13 protein-coding genes are annotated in these 15,919 nt (G+C 69.9%); 5 read left to right on the top strand and 8 right to left on the bottom strand.

What is annotated here, in order from left to right; all coding sequences use genetic code 11:
* Positions 1-5: 5 nt before the first annotated feature.
* Positions 6-1,577, bottom strand: coding sequence for an alkaline phosphatase D family protein (locus tag ACVFYP_RS00595; RefSeq protein ID WP_499198174.1), 1,572 nt, complete (start codon positions 1,575-1,577; stop codon positions 6-8).
* 138 nt (positions 1,578-1,715) lie between these two features.
* Between ACVFYP_RS00595 and ACVFYP_RS00590 the strand changes: the two genes are divergently transcribed.
* Complete coding sequence (locus ACVFYP_RS00590; protein WP_499198173.1) at positions 1,716-2,546, top strand: hypothetical protein; 831 nt, start codon at positions 1,716-1,718, stop codon at positions 2,544-2,546.
* Positions 2,547-2,585: 39 nt separating this feature from the next.
* Positions 2,586-3,341, top strand: a complete 756-nt coding sequence (locus ACVFYP_RS00585; RefSeq protein WP_499198172.1) for a lytic transglycosylase domain-containing protein — start codon at positions 2,586-2,588, stop codon at positions 3,339-3,341.
* A 51-nt stretch (positions 3,342-3,392) separates the two neighbouring features.
* Here the strand turns inward: ACVFYP_RS00585 and clpB are convergent, their stop codons facing one another.
* Positions 3,393-5,990 carry an ATP-dependent chaperone ClpB gene (gene clpB / locus ACVFYP_RS00580; RefSeq protein WP_499198171.1) on the bottom strand — a complete coding sequence of 866 codons (2,598 nt, stop codon included), beginning with the start codon at positions 5,988-5,990 and terminating at the stop codon, positions 3,393-3,395.
* 116 nt (positions 5,991-6,106) lie between these two features.
* Here clpB and ACVFYP_RS00575 point away from each other — a divergent pair, with 116 nt between their 5' ends.
* Positions 6,107-6,877 carry an MOSC domain-containing protein gene (locus ACVFYP_RS00575; RefSeq protein ID WP_499198170.1) on the top strand — a complete coding sequence of 257 codons (771 nt, stop codon included), beginning with the start codon at positions 6,107-6,109 and terminating at the stop codon, positions 6,875-6,877.
* A 39-nt stretch (positions 6,878-6,916) separates the two neighbouring features.
* Here ACVFYP_RS00575 and ACVFYP_RS00570 read toward each other — a convergent pair whose 3' ends face one another.
* The 6 genes from ACVFYP_RS00570 to ACVFYP_RS00545 form a co-directional block, all read right to left on the bottom strand.
* Positions 6,917-7,468 carry a DUF4167 domain-containing protein gene (locus ACVFYP_RS00570; RefSeq protein WP_499198169.1) on the bottom strand — a complete coding sequence of 184 codons (552 nt, stop codon included), beginning with the start codon at positions 7,466-7,468 and terminating at the stop codon, positions 6,917-6,919.
* 336 nt (positions 7,469-7,804) lie between these two features.
* Entirely contained in the window at positions 7,805-8,593 is a 789-nt protein-coding gene (locus ACVFYP_RS00565) for an ABC transporter permease (protein ID WP_499198168.1), read from the bottom strand.
* Entirely contained in the window at positions 8,590-9,423 is an 834-nt protein-coding gene (locus ACVFYP_RS00560; RefSeq protein ID WP_499198167.1) for an ABC transporter permease, read from the bottom strand. The genes ACVFYP_RS00565 and ACVFYP_RS00560 overlap by 4 nt, the downstream gene beginning before the upstream one ends.
* On the bottom strand, positions 9,420-10,472 hold the full coding sequence (locus ACVFYP_RS00555; RefSeq protein WP_499198166.1) for an ABC transporter ATP-binding protein: 1,053 nt from the start codon (positions 10,470-10,472) through the stop codon (positions 9,420-9,422). Before ACVFYP_RS00555 ends, ACVFYP_RS00560 begins: the two co-directional genes overlap by 4 nt.
* Entirely contained in the window at positions 10,469-11,518 is a 1,050-nt protein-coding gene (locus tag ACVFYP_RS00550; RefSeq protein ID WP_499198165.1) for an ABC transporter substrate-binding protein, read from the bottom strand. Before ACVFYP_RS00550 ends, ACVFYP_RS00555 begins: the two co-directional genes overlap by 4 nt.
* Positions 11,519-11,623: 105 nt before the next feature.
* Entirely contained in the window at positions 11,624-12,808 is a 1,185-nt protein-coding gene (locus tag ACVFYP_RS00545) for an E22 family MetX-like putative esterase (protein ID WP_499198164.1), read from the bottom strand.
* A 180-nt stretch (positions 12,809-12,988) separates the two neighbouring features.
* Between ACVFYP_RS00545 and ppa the strand changes: the two genes are divergently transcribed.
* On the top strand, positions 12,989-13,537 hold the full coding sequence (gene ppa / locus ACVFYP_RS00540) for an inorganic diphosphatase (RefSeq protein ID WP_499198163.1): 549 nt from the start codon (positions 12,989-12,991) through the stop codon (positions 13,535-13,537).
* Positions 13,538-13,739: 202 nt separating this feature from the next.
* Positions 13,740-15,872, top strand: coding sequence for a sodium-translocating pyrophosphatase (locus ACVFYP_RS00535; protein ID WP_499198162.1), 2,133 nt, complete (start codon positions 13,740-13,742; stop codon positions 15,870-15,872).
* Positions 15,873-15,919: the final 47 nt, after the last annotated feature.

The following is a 15,919-nucleotide window of genomic DNA, read 5'->3' as shown; positions in this document are numbered from 1 at the left end:
AAAGGCTAGGCCGGCTTCACCCGCGCGTCACCGCTTTCCACCACGAAGCGCCCGCGTTCCTCCAGCGGCGCGCCGGGGCGGGTGATGAAGGGCACGGCGAGGAAACTCGTCGTGCAGAGGCGGGGGGAGAAGGTGTGGCGGCAATAGCCGCGGCGGTTGTTGTGGAAGACGATATGCGGATTCGCCGCCAGCGCCGCCGCCGTGCCGCGCCGTTCCTCGCTGCCATCGCCCTCGCTGCTGATGGAGGTGGCGGTGAATTCGGCGGCGAGCGCCGGCCCCTCCGGCACCGCCGCCACCGTGGCGGCATAGGCGCTGTGCACGTCGCCGGACAGCACGACGGTATTCGCCACACCCCGGTCGCGCAGCCCGTGCAGCAGGCGGGTGCGGGCGGCCGGGTAGCCGTCCCATTTGTCCATGCTGATGGCGCCATTGGGGGAAACGCGGGCGAACATCGGCACCTGCTGCGCCAGCACCTGCCACATGGCGCGGCTGTTCGCGGCGCCATCCAGCAGCCAGGCTTCCTGCACGGGGCCGAGCATCTGCGCATCCGGCCGCGCCACCTCCGCGCAGGGCGGCTTCGTGCCGTCGCCGCAGGGCTGGTCGTCGCGCTGGCTGCGCGTGTCCAGCAGGTGCAGGGCCACGGTGCCGCCATAGGTCAGGCGGCGATGGGCGAGGATGCGCGGGCCGCGCGGCAAGGCGGAGGCGCGGACCGGCATATGCTCGTACCAGGCCTGGAAGGCGGCGGCCTTGCGCAGGTCGAAGTCCAGCCCGTGTTCGCCGCGCCCGCCAGTGTCGCCGGCCCAGTTATTCGCCACCTCATGGTCATCAAACGTCACGGCGAAGGCATGGGCGGCGGCGGCGGCGGCGAGGTCCGGGTCCTGGCGGTATTGCGCGTGGCGGTCGCGGTAGTCCGCGAGGCTCAGCGTCTCCCCGCCCCGATGGCTGCGGATGGTCGTGCGGCCGGAGGACACGGCGCCGACCGGCCGCCCGGCATATTCGTAGATGAAGTCGCCGTAGTGGAAGACGAGGTCCACCTCCTCCCGCGCAATGTGCCGCCAGGCGGTGAACAGCCCGTGCTCATAGTGCTGGCAGCCGGCGGAGACGATCCGCACGGTGGAATCGGCCTCGATCGGCGGGGCGGTGCGGGCCTGGCCGATGCGGCTGGTCTGGCCGCCGCAGAGGAAGCGGTAGAAATAGGGGCGGGAGGGGCGCAGGCCCTCGACCTCCACATGCAGGCTATGGGCGGCGTCGGGCTGGGCAATGGCCGTGCCCTGGGCGGCGAGGCGGCGGAAGCCGGGGTCCTCCGCCACCTGCCAGGCGACCTCCACCGGCAGCGGGTCCAGCCCGCCATCGGGCTGTTCGGGGACGGGGGCGAGTCGGGTCCAGATCACCAGCCCATCGCGTCGCGGATCGCCGGCGGCGACGCCCAGGCGAAAGGGGTCCTCGGCGAATCGCGGATGGGCCAGGCCGGCGCGGGACGGCCGGGGGTTGAGCGCCGCCAGCCCCGCCAAGGCCACCGCCCCGCGCAAAACGCCGCGTCGCGAAAGTTCGGCCAGATGTCGCCGCACCGATGCCATCGCCGCTCCATCTTTCTCCGCCGCAATCGCGGTGTGCCGCCAGCGGCGGCGGTGGGCAAGGGGGTGTCATCAGAGATGGGAGAGGTGATGCATCTGCCCGCTGGCAGGGTGAGGTTGGCTGGCCTATGCAAGCGGGCGATGGCCAATCCGCGCACCCTCCCCCTGTTGTTGCTGCTGGCGCTGGGCGCCTGCCGGCCAAGCTACTCCCCGGACGACTACGCCACCGCGGCGGTGCAGCAGATGAACCGCGTGGAGCAGGCCGTCATCATCGGCGTGCGGCGCGTGACGGTGACGGCGGATGGCAATACCGGCGCCGCGACCGGCGGCGCGGCGGGCGGCATCGTCGGGTCCCAGGCACCGGGCGGGAACATGGCGGGCGCCATCGGCGCGGTCGGCGGCGCGTTGGTGGGCGGGCTGCTGGGCTCGGCGACGGAGCGGGTGGCCGGCAATACCACCGCCTGGGAATACATCGTCCGCAAGCCGAATGGCGATCTGCTGTCGGTGACGCAGCGGGACGAGGTGGCGATGGCGATCGGGGAAAGGGTGCTGGTGATCGCCGGCGCCCAGGCCCGCATCATCCCGGACTATACGCAGAACGTGCCGGAGGAAGGCGCCGGCCGCGCGCCGACTCCGGGCGCCGCGGCTGCGGGTCGCCCGGCACCGGCCCGTCCGGTCCCGCCGCCCCCGGCCCCGGCGCCGGATGCCCCCGTGCCGGAAGTCCCCGTGCAGGACGCCCCAGTGCCGGACGCCCAGGCCACCCCGCCGGCTGGCAGCGCCGCGCCGACCGAGCCGGCGCCCGCGCGCGAATCCTTGCCCCCCATGGCCCCGCCATCGGTCCCGCCAGAGCCCACGGCGCCGACCCCCGTAGCGCCGCCCCCGACGCCGGACCCGATCACGCCCGAGCCCGTCACGCCCGAGCCTGCCGCGCCAGCCTCCCCCGCCCCGGAGCCTGCCGCACCGGCGCCCTGAGCGCCGGCCCCTGGCACGCGGCTTGCGCTGCCGGGGGGCATGACCCGCATCGTCCTTCTCCTCCTGCTGATCCTGCCCCTGTTTGCCAGCCGCGCCGCGCGGGCCGAGGAAGGCCTGCTCTGCCGGGCCGCGATCCAGGCGGCCGAACGCGCCGCCGGCATTCCACCGCATCTGCTGACCGCCATCGCCCGCATCGAATCCGGCCGGCGGGACCCGGAAACGGGCGCTTTCCACCCCTGGCCCTGGACCATCAATGCCGAGGGACGTGGGCAATTCTTCGCCGGCAAGGCGGCAGCGATTGCCGGGGTGCAGGCCCTGCAGGCCGGTGGCATGCGCTCCATCGACGTCGGCTGCATGCAGGTCAATCTGCGCCACCACCCGGACGCCTTCCCCAGCCTGGAAGCCGCCTTCGACCCGCTGACCAACGCCACCTATGCCGCGCGCTTCCTGACGGAGCTGCATGGCCGTCTGGGTGACTGGAACCGCGCCGTCGCCGCCTACCACTCCCAGACGCCGGAGCGGGGGGAGCCCTATCGGGAAAGGGTGATGGCCGCCTGGGCGCGGGAACAGGGCCAGCCGCATGCGCCGCTGCCCAGCCCCAGCGCCAATACCGTGACCGCCGCCGCGCAGCCCGCGCCACGGACGAGTGGCGCCGCGATGCTGTCCAACGGCGCGGAACGGGCGGCGACGGTGGCCGCGCCGGCCGGCACCCAGGGGCGTGGGCTCGACGCCTATCGCAGCCTGCCGGTGCCCATCGCCGGCCGCAGCCGCGGCCTGCTGATGGCCCGGCGCTGACATGAAAAAGGGGCGGCCCTTGCGGACCGCCCCCTCCCCGAGGTCGACCGTTCAGGCCGCCGCGCGACCCTCGCCTTCCGGCGCTGGCCGCACCTCCAGCCCATCCGGGCCGGCGGTGACCAACAGCCGCGTGCCGTCATGCAGCGTGCCGGCCAGCAGCAGATCCGCCAGCTTGTCCTGCAGGCTGCGCTGGATCACCCGCTTCAGCGGGCGGGCGCCATAGGCCGGGTCGTAGCCGGCTTCCGCCAGCCATTCCCGCGCCGACTCGTCCAGCTCCAGCGCGATCTTCCGATCCTCCAGCAGCCGGCGCAGGCCGCCGAGCTGGATATCGACGATGGAGGCCATGTCCGCCCGGGCCAAGCGGCGGAACAGCACCACCTCGTCCAGCCGGTTCAGGAATTCCGGCCGGAAGCGTTCCCGCACCGCGCGCATCACCGCCGGCCGCGCCGCCTCGATGTCCGAGCTTTCGGGCAATTCGGCGATGGCCTGGCTGCCGAGGTTGCTGGTCAGCACGATGATGGTGTTCCGGAAGTCCACCGTGCGGCCCTGCCCATCGGTCAGGCGGCCGTCATCCAGCACCTGCAGCAGGATGTTGAAGACGTCGTCATGCGCCTTCTCCACCTCGTCGAACAGGATGACCTGGTAGGGCCGGCGGCGGATGGCTTCCGTCAGCGTGCCGCCTTCCTCGTAACCCACATAGCCGGGCGGGGCGCCGATCAGCCGGGCAACGGCGTGCTTTTCCATGAACTCGGACATGTCGATCCGGGTCATGGCGCGCTCGTCATCGAACAGGAAGCTGGCCAGGGACTTCACCAGCTCCGTCTTGCCGACGCCGGTCGGGCCGAGGAACAGGAACGAACCGATGGGCCGGTTCGGGTCCTGCAAGCCGGCACGCGCGCGGCGCACGGCCTTGGCCACCGCCTCCAGCGCTTCCTCCTGGCCCACCACCCGCTTGCGCAGTTGGTCTTCCATGTGCAGCAGCTTGGCGCGCTCGCCTTCCAGCATCTTCTCCACCGGAATGCCGGTCCAGCGGCTGACGACGGCGGCAATCGCCTCCTCCGTCACCGCCTCATTCACCAGACGCGCGTCGCCGTCCCCGGCTTCCGCCAGCTTTTTCTCCAATTGCGGGATGACGCCGAAGCGCAGCTCGGACGCCTTGGCCAGGTCGCCGCGATTCTGCGCCAGGTCGAATTCCGTGCGCGCGTGGTCTAGCTGTTCCTTCAGCTTCTGGCTTTCGACAACGAGCGACTTCTCCGCCGCCCAGCGGGAGGTCATCTCGTTGGAGCGTTCCTCCAGCTCCGAAAGCTCCTTCTCCAGCTTCAGCAGGCGGTCGCGGCTGGCGGCGTCGGTTTCCTTCCGCAGCGCCTCGCGCTCGATCTTCAGCCGCATCAGGTCGCGGTCGATCGCGTCCAGCTCCTCCGGCTTGCTGTCCACCTGCATGCGCAGGCGGGACGAAGCCTCGTCCATCAGGTCGATGGCCTTGTCCGGCAGGAAGCGGTCGGTGATGTAGCGGTTGGACAGAGTCGCGGCCGCCACCAGCGCGCCATCCGTGATGCGGACGCCGTGGTGCAGCTCATACTTCTCCTTGATGCCGCGCAGGATGGAGACGGTGTCGGCGACGGAAGGCTCGCCCACCATCACCGGCTGGAAGCGACGTGCCAGCGCCGCGTCCTTCTCCACATGCTTGCGGTATTCATCGAGCGTGGTTGCGCCGACGCAGTGCAGCTCGCCGCGCGCCAGGGCCGGCTTGATGAGGTTCGACGCATCCATCGCGCCATCGGCCTTGCCCGCGCCGACCAGCGTGTGCATTTCGTCGATGAACAGCACAATGTCGCCGGCGGCCTCCTCGACCTCCTTCAACACGCCCTTCAGCCGTTCCTCGAACTCGCCGCGATATTTCGCGCCGGCCACCATGCTGCCGAGGTCGAGCGCCATCACCTTCTTGTTCTTCAGCGCCTCCGGCACGTCGCCGCGGACGATGCGCAGCGCCAGGCCCTCGACGATGGCGGTCTTGCCGACGCCGGGCTCGCCGATCAGCACGGGGTTGTTCTTGGTGCGGCGGGCGAGGACCTGGATGGTGCGACGGATTTCCTCGTCGCGGCCGATCACCGGGTCGAGCTTGCCCTCGCGCGCCAGCGCGGTCAGGTCGCGGGCATATTTCTTCAGCGCGTCGAACTGGTCCTCGGCATTCTGGCTGTCCACAGTGCGGCCCTTACGGAGCGTCGCCAGCGCGGCTTCCAGCTTGGTCGCATCTGCATTGGCGGCCCGAAGCGCGCGGCCTGCCTGGCCCTCGCTGGCGGCCAGTGCCACCAGCAGCCGGTCCTGCGCCACAAAGCTGTCGCCGGCCTTGGTGGCGGCCTGCTGCGCGGAATCCAGCACGCGGACGATATCGGGGGTGAATTGCGGCTGGCCGGCGCCGCCACCCTGCACCTTGGGCTGCTTCGCAACCTCGGCATCGACCGATTGCTTCACCACGGCGGGATCGCCGCCCGCGGCGCGTATCAGCCCGGCGGCTGCGCCCTGCTCGTCATCCAGCAGCGCCTTGAGCAGGTGCTCCGGCGTCACCCGCTGGTGGAATTCGCGAATGGCGATGGTCTGTGCGGCCTGGAGGAAGCCCCGGGCGCGTTCGGTAAATTTCTCGATGTCCATCCTACATGTCCCTCCTGTGAGCGGACGGGCCTCCCTCGCCCCCGTATGGGCAGCGAGGGCTCGCCTCTGCCGGTGATGTGGTAAGCGGGGAGGTGACGCTTCAAGGGGAATAATGCATGCGCGTGGAACGGATCACCCGCTACCCGGTCAAGGGTCTGTCGCCGGAGGCGATGGAGGAGGTGGAACTGACACCCGGCCAGGGCCTGCCGGAGGATCGCCGCTTCGCCTTCGCCCATGCCGATGCGCCCTTTGACCCCGCGGCCCCGACCTGGCTCCAGAAGCGGCATTTCGCCTGTCTGATGGCCCATGCCCGCGTCGCCCGCATCCGCTCCGCCTGGGATTCCGCCACAGGACTGCTGGCGCTGCGCGCGGAAGGCGCCGCACCGCTGGAAGCCGACCTTGGCACGGAGGCCGGCCGCGCCGCCGCCGCCGCCTGGATCACCGATTTCATGGGAGAGGAGGCGCGCGGGCCGCTGCGCCTGGCGGAGGCGCCGGGCCATGCCTTCACCGATATCGCCGCCAAGGCGGTGTCGATCATCGGGCTGAATTCGGTGAAGGCGCTGGAGGAGAAGGTGGGCATGGCGCTCGACCCGCTGCGCTTCCGCGCCAATATCCTGGTCTCGGGCGGCGCGCCCTTCGCCGAATTTGGCTGGATGGGGCGGGAGATCCTGCTCGGCGGCGCCCGGCTGCGCGTGTTCAAGCGCACGCAGCGCTGCGCGGCGACGGAGGTGAACCCCGCCACCGCCGAACGCGATGCCCGCCCACAGCGCTGGCTGCGGGAGCATTTTGGGCACATGGATATGGGTGTCTATGCGGAGGTGCTGGACGGCGGCCGCGTGGCGCTGGGCGATGCGCTGGAGCCGGTGCAGGCCGAACTGCTGGGCTGAGATCGGCAGGCCTCCCCCATTGCGGGGGAGGCAGGCCGCTCAGTTGTCGCGCTGCTCGCGCTCCCGCTGGTCGCGGGGTTCCTCCGGACCGTCATCCGAGTCGTTGGAATGGCCATTGCCATTGCCGTTCGCATGGCCCTGGCCGTTCTGGGCATAGGGGGTCATGGTCATCTCCCCCGGCTCGCTTTGCTGGCCGCCTTCGCCGCCTTCCTGGTCCGGGCCGCCCTGGTAGCGGCGCTGCGGCGGATAAGGCTGGCCGCCCTGCTGCTGCTGGGCCTGGCTCATCGCATTCAGGATGCGGAAATAATGCTCGGCGTGCTGGAAGTAGCTTTCCGCCATCACCCGGTCGCTGGCGCCAGTGGCATCGCGGCCCAGCTGCAAATACTTCTCGAACAACTGCTGCGCGGTGCCGCGCAGGCGCATGTCCGGGCCGTTGCTGTCGAAGATGTGGTTGCGGTTCATCGGCTGATGACCGCCGCCACCTCCGCCGCCGCCCCCACTGCCGCCGCCCTGGCGATACGGCCCACCGCCGCCGCCGCCCCCGCCACCATGGCGATTGCCGCCACGGCCGCGCATGCGTTTCATGTTCATCGGTATGGCGTTCGCCGTCTCGCAATCGCGCCGCCGGACTGGGCCAGGCCCTTGCCGGGAACGCGGGATTATCGGGTTGCGTCGTCGCGGCAGGCCGGCATGCGAAAAGGGAAAGCCCCGCATCGCCGACGCCCGGCCGCTTCTGCCGGCGGTGCCAGGCCGCATTCGCGCGCCGGGCTCCGCCTGGATAGCTTAGTCCGCCGTCGCCGGACCGCCAACCGGTTTTTTTACAAGCCGGGTGGCGAGACTGCGCCACAATCGTCCAAGCGTGAGGGTGACGAGGAAATTTCCTCACCAATCAAGGGTTTGCGGGCACCACACGACCGCGTGCCTTTTTCAGTTCCGGCCAACAGCCCGGGTAAAGCCCACCAGCCGCTCCACCAGCAGAACGATGGCGAGCGCGATGACGATCAGAGTCATGGCCAAGGCCGCCACCAGCGGATCGGTGCGATTCTCGGCATAGCGGAACATCTCGACCGGCAAGGTGGACAGGCGTGGGCCGACTAGGAACAGGCTGATCACGGTCTCGTCGAAGGAGACCAGGAAGCAGAGCGCTCCGGCCGCCAGCGCCCCGGGCGCCGCCAGCGGCAGGGTGACCCGCAGCGCCGCCCGGAAGCGGGTGGCGCCCAGGGTCCAGGCCGCCTCCTCCAGATCCTTCGGCACGGCGCCGAAGGCGGTGGTCATGATACGCACGGCGAAGGGCACGGCCACCATGGCATGCGCCAGCAACAACCCCGGCCAGGTCGCCGCCAGCCGCACCGGCTGCAAGGCGAGCAGCAGGGCCAGCCCCAGCACCAGGGTCGGCAGCAGCAGCGGCGCGGCGAGAAAGCCGGCCATCACCCCGCGCCCGGGAAATTCCAGCCGGGCGATCGCATAGGCCGCCGGCATTCCCGCCGCCAGCGCCACCACCGCGACACACAGCGCCAGCACCGCCGAATTGCGCAGCGCCGCCATCAGATCCGCATTGTCCAGCAGCGCCGCATACCAGCGCAGCGAGAAGCCCGGCGGCGGGAAGTTGAGGAAATCCCCCGCCGAGAAGGAGATGACGCAGACCAGCAGGGCCGGCGCCAGCAGCAGCGCATAGCCGCAGAAGGCGGCCGCGCGCAGGAACCAGCCGGGCCTCATGGCGTGGCCCTGCGCAGAGTCAGCAGCCCACGCAGCACCATGGCCAGGATCAGCGACCCCAGCAGCAGCATCGCCATGGCCGCCGCCGCCGGCCAATCCACCGTCTCCAGCGCCAGGTCGAAGATTTCGGTGGCCACCACGAAGACCCGCCCGCCGCCCATCAGCCGCGGCGTGATGAAGGCGGACACACCCAGCACGAAGGCCAGCAGGAAGGCGGCCAGCAGCGCCGGGGAGGCGAGTGGCAGCGTCACCCGCAGGAAGGTGCGGCTGCGCGTGGCGCCGAGGGTCGCCGCCGCCTCCTCCAGCCGCGAATCCAGCCGGCCGAGCCCGGCGATCAGCACCAGGCAGCAATAGGGCATCAGGCTCTCGGTCAGGCCGATCCGCACACCGGTCAGGTTGTTGATCAGCCGCACCGGATCGCTGGTAATGCCGAGCGCAGCCAGCAGGGCATTCACCATGCCCCGGTCCCCCAGAATCGCCATCCAGCCGACGATGCGGGCGGTGCCGGAGACCAGCAGCGGCGCCACCGCCATCAGCGCCATCAACCCCTGCCAGCGCGGCGGCGCGCTGCGGATCAGCAGCGTTACCGGCAGGGCCAGCGCCACCGCCGCGGCGGCGCAACCCGCGGAGAGCGTCACGGTGTTCCAGGCGAGGTCCCAGGTGAAGTCGTCGGTGACGATGCGGGCATAGGTGTCGAAGGTCCAGGCCTGCTCCATCGCCCCCATGTCGGTGGTGCGGTTGAAGCTGATCCGCGCCAGCAGCAGCACCGGCCAGACGAAGCCCGCGCCCAGGATCAGCGCGGCGGGTAGGCACAACAGAAGGCCAATCATGCCGGGAAGACCCGCATATCAGCCGCGGCGAAGCCGAGCCGCACCTCCTGCCCCGGCTGAAGCGCGGCGCCGGGGGACCCGCCGGCGACCTCGGCCAGCAGGCTGCCCGCCGCCGTCTCGCACTCCAGGGTGATGATATCGCCGGTATAGACCCGGCGCAGCACCCGGCCGGGCAGCACATTCTCCGCCGTCGCATCGGCCGCCAATGGGTGGATATGATGCGGGCGGATGAAGATCTCGGCCTTGCCGGGGGGCGGTGTCTCCGCCGCCAGCAAGGTGGCGCCGCCGGCGCGCAGCATGCCGTCGCCCAGCACCTCCGCGCCCAGAATGGCGGCGCGGCCGACGAAGGTGGCGACGAAGCGGGTGGCGGGACGTTCGAACACCTCCTCTGGCGTCGCCAGTTGTTCGATGCGGCCGTGGTTCATCACGGCCACCAGATCGGCCATGGCCAGCGCCTCCGTCTGGTCATGGGTGACGAAGACGGTGGTGGTGCCGAGTCGCTGCTGCACGGCGCGGATTTCGTCCCGCACCTCCTCCCGCAGCTTGGCGTCGAGCGCCGAGAGCGGCTCATCCAGCAGCAGCAGGTCCGGCTGCGGCGCCAGAGCGCGGGCCAGGGCCACACGCTGCTGCTGGCCGCCCGACAATTGCCGCGGCTTGCGCTGCGCCAGGGCATCGAGGCCGACCAATTCCAGCGCGCGCGCCACGCGAGGGCCGCGTTCCGCCCTTGGCACGCCGCGCATTTCCAGCCCGAAGGCGACATTGCGGGCGGCGGTCAGATGCGGGAACAGCGCATAGGATTGGAACACCACGCCCATATTGCGCTTATGCGGCGGCAGCGCCGTGACGTCCCGTCCCGCGACCAGGATGCGGCCGCCATCGGGGGCCTCCAGCCCCGCGATCATGCGCAGCGTGGTGGTCTTGCCGCAGCCGGAAGGGCCGAGCAGGGCCAGCAGCGCGCCCTGCGGCAAATCGAGCGAAATCCCATCCACCGCGGGTGTCGCGGTGCCGGGGAAGCGCCTGGTCAGGCGCTCCAGCCGAAGATGGCTCACCGGCTGCTGGCGGCGATCACTTCACGGCGCCAGCGCTGGTTCCAACTGTCGCGCAGCCGCACCATCTCCGTCCAGTCGAGCGGGATGACCCGATCGCGGAATTCCGGCGCCAAGGCGGTGCGGCGGAGGGCGGCGGGGGACACCTGGGCGCGGCTGTTGGTCGGGCCGTAGAACATGCGCTCGGTGAAGGCAGCCTGCGGTTCCGGCGACAAGGCGTGGTTCATGAAGGCCAGCGCCTGGGCGCGGTTCTTGGAATTGGCGACCACGTTGATGGTGTTGATCTGGAACACCGTGCCTTCCGACGGCAGCGTCACGCCGATGCGGCCCTGGGACTGGTCGCTGTAGAGCTGGGCGCGGGCATTCCAGCCCGTGGCGAAGCGCACCTGGTCGTTCAGGATCAGCGTATAGCCATCCGGATTGGGGTCGAAGGTCTGCACCGCCGGCGCCAGTTCCCGCAGCCGGGGCATCGCCGCGTTCAGGTTGCGCCAATTGCCGCCATTGGCATGCGCCAGGATCGCCGTCAGCGCGAGGCCCTGGATGTTCGGCGGAGCGGAGAGCGCGATGCGGCCGCGATGCTCCGGCGCCCACATGGCGGCGAGGCTGGTCGGCGCGGGGGTCACCGCGCGGCTGTCATAGACCATCACCAGATGGTCGTAGGTGACGGCCGGGCCGCATTCGCCGCCCGCCTGGCGCCCCTGCTCATCCACATCGGCGATCACCGGCAGGGTGGTGGCGTCGATTTTCTCAACCAACCCCTCGGCGCAGGCGATGGCGGCGGTGGTGACATCCATGATGACCACGTCGATCTGCGGATCGGCGCGCTGGGCGCGCAGCGTGCCGAGCATGGCCGCGCTGGTGCCGCCATCATGGTACTGCACCGCCGTGCCGCGGGCGGCGGTGAAGGGGGCGATCACGGTCTGGGTGTAGTTGTCGCGGAAGATGCCGGCATAGGCCTGCAGGGTGATGCGCCCGCCATCCTGGGCCGCGGCGATATCGGGCGCCGCCAGGGCCAGGATGGCGCAGGCGGCAAGCAAGGTTTGGCGCATGGTTGTGAGGCCCCCGGTCTTTTCCAGGCGGAGCATGGCAAGCGGTGCCCCTGCTTGCCAAGCACCCGGATCACGACCAATTGAGGTCGTTGCGCTGCCGTCTGCCTAGGGCGCGGTCAGAAAGGCGCGGATGCGGTCGGCGAGCGGTGCCATGCCGACCACGCCATTGAGATGGCCGAGCGGCCCGGTCACTTCGGCCAGCTCGGCCGGCCTACCCACCCGTTGCAGGGTCGCCAGCATCTCCCGATTGTAGTCCAGCATGAAGACGCGGTCGGTGGGGCTGGCGATGACTAGCCAGCGCGCCTGGCTGCGGCCCAATGCCGCCTCCGTGCTGGGGTATTCGTTCAGGAAAAGCTGGTTGGCGCGGGTCAGGTACAGGAAGTGGTTGGCGTCGGAGGCACGGGCGCGGGCCATCGCCGCCTCGTCCAGCACCCGCTCCGCCTCGAACCGGTCGCCCAGGCGGCGGGCGGGGTCCTGGCCTTCCGGCACGGCGCGGCCGAAGCGGGCCATGGCGGGGCGGTCCTGGGCATGCACGCTGACGATCTTCAGCGCCGCCGCCAGACCCACCAGCGGCGGCTCCCGCCCCTGGGCGTAGTAGTCGCCATTGCGCCAGTTGGGATCGAGGCGGATCGGCGCCTCCCAGATATCCAGCCAGTTGAGCATCCAGGGATCGACCTCCCCGGTGCCGATCACCGGCATCACGCGGTCGATCATCTCCGGATAGGCGACGGCCCATTCGATGGATTGCAGGGCACCCATGGAGGGGCCGGTGACCAGGGCCAGGCGGCGCACGCCCAGGCTGTCCAGCAGCCGCTTCTGCACCTCGATGAAGTCGCGCATGGAGACCACGGGGAATTCCGTGCCCCAGTTCCGTCCGGTGGTCGGGTTCACCGAGACCGGGCCGGTGGTGACCGTACGGCCATCCCGCACATTCAGGTTCACCAAAGTGTCGGAGGAGACGACGAAGTAGCGATCCGTGTCGATCGCCTTGCCCGGGCCGATGATGGCGTCCCAATAGCCGGGCGGCTGGTCGGCGGCGTAGCGGCCGAAGGCATGGCTGTTGCCGGAGAAGAAATGCGCCACGAGCACGGCATTGTCGCCGGCGGCGTTCAGCCGGCCCGCGGTCTGGTAGCCGACGCGCAGCGCGGGCAGGGTGGCGCCGGAGCGCAGGCGGTGCTCCCCGACCTCGAAGACCCGCTTTTCGACGATTTCGGTTTGGGCCAGGCCGGGCACGGCCTGGAACAGGGTGACGGCCGCCAGGGCGGCGGCCAGCAACAGGCGAAGGCGCATTCTTTTCGGTCCCCTCCCAAGGAAACGGGGGGAGCCTGGGGCCGCGGCCGGCCTCGGCGCAAGGCACCAGTTTGGGAGGGTCGCCACCCCGTCTCGCCGCCGTCTCGCCCCCCGTCTCGCACCCCGGCGCCGGGCGCGCTAAACTCGCCGCAGCAACTGCCAGCCAAGGTCCTCCCCACCATGAACCTCGCCAAGATCCCCACCGGCAAGGCCCCGCCCCATGACGTCAATGTCGTGGTGGAAATCCCCCAGGGCAGCCAGGTGAAGTATGAGCTGGACAAGGATAGCGGGGCGGTGGTGGTGGACCGGTTCCTGTTCACCCCGATGGCCTATCCGGCCGCCTATGGCTTCATCCCCGGGACGCTCGCCGATGACGGCGACCCCGCCGATGTGCTGGTGCTGACCCCGGCCCCGGTGGTGCCCGGCTGCGTCATCCGCGCCCGCCCGATCGGCGTGCTGCACATGGAAGATGAGGCCGGATCGGATGAAAAGCTGGTCTGCGTGCCGCATGACAAGGTGCACCCGATGTATTCGGGCATCACCAGCGCCGAGGAACTGCCCGAGATCACCCGGCGGTCGATCGAGCACTTCTTCGCCACCTACAAGGACCTCGAATCCGACAAGTGGGTGAAGGTCCGCGGCTGGGGCTCGGCGAACGAGGCGGCGGAAATCATCCTCGCTTCCATGGCCGCCTATGAGAAGGCAAGCGAGAAGGGCCCGGCTGAGTAACAATCGGCCCCTATTTCCCCTCCCCGACCTGATTTTTCTCGGGCCGGGATGACGGGCGGCGTGGACAGCGCGCCGCCTGACCTGCAAGCTTGCCCCGGCCCGCGGTGCGGGACGGCATCCGTGCGGCTCCCCCCGCGCCTGGAACCGGCCTGCCAAGGACCGGGGGACCAGGAAAGAAAAAGCAGGGGGAGTTCGTCGCTTGATGACGCTCGCATTGTTGCTGATTATCGCATTGGGAACGCTGTCCATCGCCTATGGCGTGGTCACGGCGAAGGAGGTGCTGGCGAGGGATGCCGGCACCGCCCGCATGCAGGAAATCGCCAAGGCCATCCAGGAAGGCGCGAATGCCTATCTGAAGCGCCAATACATCACCATCGCCGTCGTCGGCGTGGTGCTGTTCTTCGTCATTCTGGCCGCCTTCGGCTTCGGCGGGCATGCCTTTGCCGTCTCCATCGGCTTCCTGATCGGGGCGCTGCTGTCGGGGGCGGCTGGCTTCATCGGCATGAACGTCTCCGTCCGCGCCAATGTCCGCACGGCCCAGGCGGCGACGCAGTCCCTTGCCTCCGGCCTCGACGTGGCGTTCAAATCCGGCGCCATCACGGGGATGCTGGTGGCCGGCCTCGCCTTGCTGGGGGTCGCCACCTATTTCCTGATCCTGGTGCCGATCGGTGGGCAGGCGCCCAATAGCCGGCTGGTGATCGACGCGCTGGTGGCGCTGGGTTTTGGCGCCTCCCTCATCTCGATCTTTGCCCGCCTCGGCGGCGGCATCTTCACCAAGGGCGCCGATGTCGGCGGCGACATGGTTGGCAAGGTGGAAGCCGGCATCCCCGAGGATGACCCCCGCAACCCGGCCACCATCGCGGACAATGTGGGCGACAATGTCGGCGACTGCGCCGGCATGGCGGCGGACCTGTTCGAGACCTATGCCGTGACCATGGTGGCGACGATGGTGCTGGCCGCCATCTCCTTCACCGCGGAAGCGCAGATCGCGGGCATGCTGTTCCCGCTGGCCATCGGCGCGGTCTGCGTGGTGACCTCCATCGCCGGCACCTATTTCGTGAAGCTGCCGGCCAGCAACAACATTATGCACGCCATGTATCGCGGCTTCATCGTCACCGGCGCGCTGTCGCTCGCGGTGCTGCTGCCGCTTTGCTACCTGGCCTTCGGCACCGGTTCGATCACGGCCGGGGGCCATACCTTCGGAGCTTTCGCGCTGTTCCTCTGCGGCGCGGTCGGCCTCGCCGTGACGGCGGCGATCGTGGTGGTGACGGAATACTATACCGGCACCCAGTTCCGCCCGGTGCGCTCCATCGCCGAGGCGTCCCAGACCGGCCATGGCACCAATGTGATCCGTGGCCTGGCCGTGTCGATGGAAAGCACGGCGCTGCCGGCGCTGATCATCATCGCCGGCGTGCTCGCGGCCTATGGGCTGGCGGGGCTGTATGGCATCGCCATCGCGACCACGACGATGCTGGCACTGGCCGGCATGGTGGTGGCGCTGGATGCCTTCGGCCCGGTCACCGACAATGCCGGCGGCATCGCGGAGATGGCGGGGCTTCCAGCGGAGGTGCGGGTTTCCACCGATGCGCTGGACGCCGTGGGCAACACCACCAAGGCGGTGACGAAGGGCTACGCGATCGGCTCCGCCGGTCTCGGCGCGCTGGTGCTGTTCGCGGCCTATACCCAGGACCTGAACCACTTCATCGCCAATCCGCAGACCTACCCGTATTTCGCCGGGATCGGCGTGCTGAACTTCAGCCTCTCCGACCCCTATGTCGTCGTCGGCCTGCTGTTCGGCGGGCTGCTGCCCTATCTGTTCGGCGGCATGTCGATGACGGCGGTGGGTCGTGCGGCGACCGCGGTGGTGGAGGAAGTGCGGCGCCAATTCCGCGAGCATCCGGGCATCATGACCGGCGCCGAAAAACCCGATTACGGGCGCGCGGTGGACATGCTGACCAAGGCGGCGATCAAGGAGATGATCATCCCCTCGCTGCTGCCGGTGCTGTCACCGATCTTCGTCTTCGTCGTGATCCTGATGATCGGCGGCAAGGCGGCTGCCTTCTCCGCCGTCGGCGCCATGCTGCTCGGCGTGATCGTCACCGGCTTCTTCGTCGCGGTCAGCATGACCACCGGCGGCGGCGCCTGGGACAATGCCAAGAAGTACATCGAGGAAGGCCACTACGGCGGCAAGGGCAGCGAGGCCCATAAGGCCGCGGTGACCGGCGACACGGTGGGCGACCCCTATAAGGACACCTCCGGCCCCGCGGTGAACCCGATGATCAAGATCACCAACATCGTGGCCCTGCTGCTGCTGGCCGTGCTGGCGCATAGCTGAGGGCGGCCCAGGCCATTTGATTAGGGCCGGCGGAGCGATCCGCCGGC

Source organism: Roseomonas sp. F4 (assembly GCF_053891155.1).
The sequence above is the reverse complement of the archived record's forward strand: the minus strand, read 5'-3'. Positions and strand labels throughout refer to the sequence as shown.